Origin of the sequence: Actinoallomurus acaciae, assembly GCF_042429965.1 — a bacterium.
In the GTDB taxonomy this organism is placed as follows: domain Bacteria; phylum Actinomycetota; class Actinomycetes; order Streptosporangiales; family Streptosporangiaceae; genus Actinoallomurus; species Actinoallomurus acaciae.
Map to the genome: position 1 here is coordinate 1 of NZ_JBHLZP010000462.1, position 6,368 is coordinate 6,368.

Genomic DNA, 6,368 nt, shown 5'->3' on the forward strand with positions numbered 1-6,368 from the left:
CCGGGCGCCCCCTCGGCCCCGTCCCGGACGGGCGCGGCGCCGACGTGCTGGCCGCCGTCGGCTGGCAGGGCGCGAGCCACCACAACACGCTCACCGCGCCGCTGTCGGCGGTCGTACGGGGCTGGGAGGACCGGTTCGGCGTCCGGGTCGTCGGCCTCGGCTTCGACACCCTCGAACTGAGCGTCGCCGCCCCTCCCGTCACCTTCCGGCACGCCCTGCGGGTGGCCGCCGAGCACGCGACGTTCTGCCCCGAGGTCATCGTCCAGGGACCGGGCACGCTGGCCGGGCACGCCGAGCAGATCCGCGACGCGCGGGTCTGGTCGTTCCGCTGGGAATGATCGACCGTCACACTCGGTTCCGTCACGCAAACAGACGGCGTCGTCACGCGCCGGAGACGGGGGGTCCCATGACCGAGCGAAGCGAGGGAATCAAGAGCACGGCCCGGTGGTCACTCCCTCCGACGAAGGAGGTCTCATGACCGAGCGAAGCGAGGGAATCAAAGGCACGGCCCGGTGGTCACACCCTCCGACGAAGGAGGTTTCATGACCACGTTGAGCGACGACGCCAAGGAACTGCTGGCCGAGGCCTTTCCCGGGTGGGCGACGGTGGTGCGCCCCGACGGCTCCCTGCACAACACGGTCGTGTGGGTCGACGTCGACGGCGACGACGTCATCTTCAACACCGCGGTCGGGCGGGCCAAGGAGCGCTACCTGCGCGCCGACCCCCGGGTGTCGGTGAGCATGGTCGACCCGAACGACGCCTTCCGCACCGTCAGCGTCTCCGGGAACGCACAACTCGAAGAGCAGGGCGCCGACGACGTGATCGACCGGCTGGCGCACAAGTACCTCGGTGTCGACCGCTACCCGTACCGGTCCGCCGAAGAGCGGCGGATCACCGTGCGCGTACGCCCTGAGCACATCCTGTTCACGCCCGGCGGCTGAGACACCGGCGGACCGCCAAACGTCCGGAGCGGCGGACTGCCGCTTCCGGCCAGAGGTGTTGACGTTCTGTGACGGACGTGAAAATCGGTGGTGCGTCGCGTTGGTGAGGAGACGACATGCGCGCGCGCCCCCGCTGGATCCTGCTCGCCCTCGGCCTGCTGCCCCTCCTAGCCCTGGCCTGCCCCGCACGTGCCGCCGCCCCGCCGCAGGTGACGCTCGACGGCGCCGCGGGCGGGCGGGTCTTCGACGGCGTGGGCGCGCTCAGCGCCGGCGCCTCGTCCCGGCTGCTCGTCGACTATCCGGAGCCGCAGCGAAGCCGGATACTCGACTATCTGTTCAAGCCCGGGTACGGGGCCGCGCTGCAGATCCTGAAGGTCGAGATCGGCGGTGACACCAACTCCACCGACGGCGCCGAGCCGAGCCACATGCGCACCCCGTCGGACCTGAACTGCGACCGCGGCTACGAGTGGTGGCTCATGGAGCAGGCCAAGGCCCGCAACCCCCGGATCAAGCTGTCCGCGCTGCAGTGGGGCGCGCCCGGCTGGACCGGCAGCGGCGACGCGCGCCCGACGGTGTGGACGGACCGGAACATCGACTATCTGATCGCCTGGCTCGGCTGCGCGGCACGGCACCACCTGCACATCGACTACCTCGGCGGCTGGAACGAGGGCTACTCCAACGGCGACTGGTTCGTACGGCTGCACCAGGCTCTGCGGGAGCACGGGTACGGCGACGTCAAGGTGGTCGCCGACGACAGCTTCAACTGGGACGTGCTCCAGCCGATGGCCGCGAACCCGGCCTTCGCCGCGGCCGTCGACGTCGTCGGGCAGCACTACGTCTGCGGGTACCTCAGCGACTACCTCCACTGCCCGAGCCCGGCGGCGGCGCAGGCCCTCGGCAAGCCGCTGCACGCCAGCGAACAGGGGTCGCTGCCGTACGACTCGGGCGCCGCGCCCCTGGCCCGCGCGCTCTCACGGCCGTACATCGACGGCGCGATGACCTCGACGATCAACTGGTCGCTGATCGCCTCCTGGTACGACACCATGCCCTTCCAGGCGTCCGGCCTGATGGGCGCGAACGAGCCGTGGTCCGGCGCGTACGTCGCGGGCCCGAGTCTGTGGGCCACCGCGCACACGACCCAGTTCACCGAGCCGGGCTGGCGCTACGTCGACTCCGCCAAGGGCTACCTCGACGGCGGCGGCAGCTATGTGGCGCTGCGCTCGCCGGACTCCCGCGACTACAGCCTGATCGCCGAGACCATCGACGCCACCGCGCCGCAGCGGCTGCGGTTCACCGTCACCGGCGGCCTGCCGGACGGCCCGGCCACCGTGTGGTCCTCGGACCTGTCCTCCGGTGACTCACGGCGGTGGTTCGTGCGCGCGGGGACCGTACGGCCCGGAGACACCCTCACGCTCGCTCCCGGCCACGTCTACACGCTGACGACGACCCACGGGCAGGGCAAGGGCCGGGCCGTCTCACCGCCGCCGGCGCCGCTGCGGCTGCCCTACCGCGACGGCTTCGACTCCTCCGCCGTCGGGTCGGCGCCGCGCTACGTCTCCGACCTGGACGGCGCGTTCGAGGTCGCGCCCTGCGACGGGCGGCCCGGACGCTGCCTGCGCCAGGTCATCGGCGAACAGCCGGTGTGGTGGAACGGCTGGCTCCGGCGGCCGGTGACCATCGTCGGGGACCTGAAGTCCTGGCGCGACTACGAGGCCGGGGTGGACGCCCGCCTCGACGGGGACGGCGACGGCTGGGTCGAGCTGCTGGGCCGGGTCGACGGGCAGTGGGCCGACGCGGTCTCCGGCATCCACCTGCGCGTGTCGGGCCGCGGCGACTGGCAGCTCTACGACGAGAACCTCCAGGGGCAGGACTCCACGCTCTGCGTGCCCAGCGACCCCGCCTGCGCGGGCGTCGAGGCCCAGAGCCGGCGCCCGGTCCAGCGCCGGACACTGGCGGCGGGCCGTACGCCGGTGGGCACCGGCACGTGGCACCGCCTGCGGCTCCGCTTCTCCGGCGACCAGGTGACCGCGTTCCTCGACGGCCGGCGGCTGGCGCAGGTCGTCTCGTCGGCGCACGCGTCGGGGCAGGCCGGGCTGGCGGTCGCGCCGTGGCTGCACGCGGAGTTCGACGACCTGGCGGTGACGCCCGTGGCGCCGACCGGAGACGTCCGTTACCTGCCTGGACAGTCGCTGAGCGCCACGGGGACCGGGTTCCACCACGGCTACGAGCCGCGCAAGGCGGTCGACGGCAGCGTCGAGTCGATGTGGCACACCGAGTGGAGCCCGCCCGCCGCGCTCCCCCAGGCGGTGACCGTCGACACGGGGCGTACGCGGCGGATCTCCCAGGTCACCTACCAGCCGCGGGAGGACGGCAACCACAACGGCGTGATCACCCGCTACGAGCTGGCCACCAGCGTCGACGGGAAGTCCTTCACCCGGGTGGCGAGCGGCACCTGGCCGCTCGACGCGACCCGCAAGTCGATCGCCCTGCCGGACGTCGTGGCACGCTATGTCCGGCTCACGGCCGTCGAGGCGGGCGGCGGGTACGCCTCCGCCGCCGAGATCCAGATCGGGGTCCCGGCGGGGTAGCCCGCCCGGCCTCCACCGACCGCCGCGAGCAGGCGGGGTCTCGCCGCGCCGCCGCCCTGGCCTCCCGAAGGAACCGGCGCGCCGCCACGGGCGCGCATGGTCTCAGGTGGAGTCATGCCCGATTACGATGCTTTCTGTGGGAATCTTGACGGGTCTCCTACGGAGACGGAACCAACCGAGTCCTCCGGCATGAGCGAGACCGGGGAGGCCGCCGAGCGGTTCTCCGGGCGAACCGCCTGGGCGTTGCAGCTGAAGACGCCGCTGCGCGAGTTCCTCCGTACGGAGACGGGCGGTGCCGCCCTGTTGCTGACCGCGACGGTGGCCGCGCTGCTGTGGGCGAACGTCGACACGTCCTCCTACGAGTCGGTCTGGAGCACGCGGCTCTCGATCCGGCTCGGCGGCTCGGCGCTGTCCCAGGACCTGCGCGAGTGGGTCAACACCGGGCTGATGACGTTCTTCTTCTTCATCGTCGGGCTGGAGGCGCGCCGCGAGTTCGACATGGGCGAGTTGCGCGACCGCCGGCGGCTCGTGCTGCCGCTGATGGCCGGCGTCGGCGGGATGATCGTGCCGATCGCGATCTTTCTGGCGTTCAACGCCGGCGGGCCGTCCGCGCACGGCTGGGGCGCCGCGATGTCGACGGACACGGCGTTCGCGCTCGGCATGCTCACCCTGGCCGCCTCGAACGTGCCGTCGCGGATGCGCGCGTACCTGCTCACCGTCACGGTCGTCGACGACCTGGTCGCCCTCGCCGTGATCGCGGTGTTCTACAGCGGCCACGTCCGGGTCATGCCGTTGCTCATCACCCTCGGCATCCTCGTCGTCGTGCTGGTCCTGCGGATCCGCGGAGAGCGGCACGGGATCGTGTACGCGGTGCTCGGCGTCGCGGCGTGGGTGGCGATGTTCAAGTCCGGCATCGAGCCGGTCGTCGTCGGCCTCGTGCTGGGGCTGCTCACCTACGCCTCTCCCGCCGCACGCGACGACCTCCAGCGTGCGAGCGAGATGTTCCGGCTGTTCCGCGAGCAGCCGACCGCCGAACTGGCGCGCACCGCGAGCGACGGGCTGGCCTCGGCGATCTCGCCGAACGAACGGCTGCAACTGCTCTACCACCCGTGGACCAGCTACGTCATCGTGCCGATCTTCGCCCTCGCCAACGCCGGGGTCGCGATCAGTGGCGGGCTGCTGTCCCACGCGCTGACCTCGCCGATCACGCTGGGCATCCTGACCGCCTACATCGCCGGCAAGCCGATCGGCATCACCGGCGGCTCATGGCTGATCACGCGCCTGACGCGCGGACGGATCCAGGTGCCGGTCGGGTGGGCGGCGGTCGTCGGCGGCGGCGCGATCGCCGGCATCGGGTTCACCGTCTCGCTGCTGATCGCCACCCTCGCCTTCGACGGCACGCGGCTCGAGGAGGCCAAGCTCGGCATCCTCGGCTCCGCGCTCGTCGCCTCGGTCCTCACCTGGGCGATCTTCCGTGTCACCCGCATGCTGCCCAAGCGGTTGAAGCTGCGGGCGCTGCTCGGCACCGCCGAACCCATCGTCGACCTGGCCGCCCCGGTCGACCCCGATCGCGACCACGTCCGCGGGCCGTCGGACGCCCCGGTCACCGTCGTGGAGTACGGCGACTACGAGTGCCCGTACTGCGGGCAGGCCGAGCCCGTCGTACGCGAACTGCTCGCCGACTTCGGCGACGTCCGCTACGTCTGGCGTCACCTGCCGCTGCACGACGTGCACCCGGCGGCCCAGCTCGCCGCCGAGGCAGCCGAGGCGGCCGCCGTCCAGAACATGTTCTGGGAGATGCACGACCGGCTGTTCGCCCACCAGGACCGGCTGCGCGCCCGCGACCTGCTCGGCCACGCCGACGCGCTCGGCCTCGACGTCGACCGGTTCGGCACCGACCTGCGCCGCCACCTCGGCGCGGCGCGGGTCGCCGAGGACCTCGACTCCGCCGACCTGAGCGGCGTGTCCGGCACCCCGACGTTCTTCATCAACGGCAAGCGCCACTACGGCGCGTACGACATCGACACCCTGTCCGCCGCCATCCGCGCCGCCCGCGCCCGGGCCTACCTGGGGAGCGTCTCCTAGCCGCTCATGGCGAAGACCTCCGGTGTGGTGCAGCTGCTAGGACTGCACCACACCGGAGGTCTTCGCGTCCCACCGTACACTCGCCCCGTCGCCGGTCACAGTCTCCGCACCCGGTGCGACCAGGAAACTCACCCCGCGTCGACACACCTATCCGACGGTGCGGCCACCTCCGCACAGCAGGGCGGTGCCGAGCGGGGTGATGCGGTGGATCATGGCGTTGCCGGCGCGGCGGCTCACCACGAGGCCCGAGCGGCGCAGTACCGAGGCGTGCTGGCTGGCGGAGGCGGTGGAGATGTCCAGGACGCGGGCCAGCTCGCTGGTGGTGGCCGCGGCCTCGCCGAGACGCCGTAGCACCTCGCCCCGCGTGGTGCCGACCAGTGCGGCGAGGCCGTCGCCGGCCGGTTCCGCCGCCGGGCCGCTGTGGTCGATCGGGTAGACGAGTGTGGGCGGCAGGTCCGGGTCGAGGAGGCTGATGGGCGTGCGCTCGCAGAACACGGACGGCACGAGCAGCAGGCCGCGTCCGTCCAGCCGCAGCTCCTGATCGACGGGGTAGTCGGTCTCCAGCACCGGCCGCCGCCAGCGTACGGCGGGCCGCAGGGTCTTCAGCAGCCCCTCGACGCCGCCGTCGAGCAGGGCCCGCGCACGCACCGCGCGGTCGGCGTCGATCAGCGCGCGCATCCGCGGCTGGTACGGGGCGAGGGCGGCCTCGTGGTACAGCGCGAGGGCTTCGCCGACGCGCCCCAGCCGCCGGCTC

General features: G+C 72.5%; 5 protein-coding genes. 4 read left to right on the forward strand and 1 reads right to left on the reverse strand.

Going from position 1 to position 6,368, the window contains the following annotated elements; translation table 11 throughout:
- From ACFFNX_RS38605 to nhaA, 4 genes are all read left to right on the forward strand, one after another.
- Positions 1 to 338: DUF4253 domain-containing protein (locus ACFFNX_RS38605; protein WP_378211061.1), on the forward strand; the 338-nt coding region annotated here is incomplete at its 5' end.
- 204 nt (positions 339 to 542) lie between these two features.
- Entirely contained in the window at positions 543 to 941 is a 399-nt protein-coding gene (locus ACFFNX_RS38610; protein WP_378211062.1) for a TIGR03618 family F420-dependent PPOX class oxidoreductase, read from the forward strand.
- 116 nt (positions 942 to 1,057) lie between these two features.
- The gene (locus ACFFNX_RS38615) at positions 1,058 to 3,529 is read left to right on the forward strand and encodes a discoidin domain-containing protein (protein ID WP_378211063.1); all 2,472 of its coding nucleotides are present in this window, start codon (positions 1,058 to 1,060) and stop codon (positions 3,527 to 3,529) included.
- A gap of 189 nt (positions 3,530 to 3,718) precedes the next feature.
- The gene (nhaA, locus tag ACFFNX_RS38620) at positions 3,719 to 5,614 is read left to right on the forward strand and encodes a Na+/H+ antiporter NhaA (RefSeq protein WP_378211064.1); all 1,896 of its coding nucleotides are present in this window, start codon (positions 3,719 to 3,721) and stop codon (positions 5,612 to 5,614) included.
- Positions 5,615 to 5,761: 147 nt separating this feature from the next.
- On the opposite strand, the gene ACFFNX_RS38625 is transcribed toward nhaA, so the two are convergent.
- Positions 5,762 to 6,368: ArsR/SmtB family transcription factor (locus tag ACFFNX_RS38625; RefSeq protein WP_378211065.1), on the reverse strand; the 607-nt coding region annotated here is incomplete at its 5' end.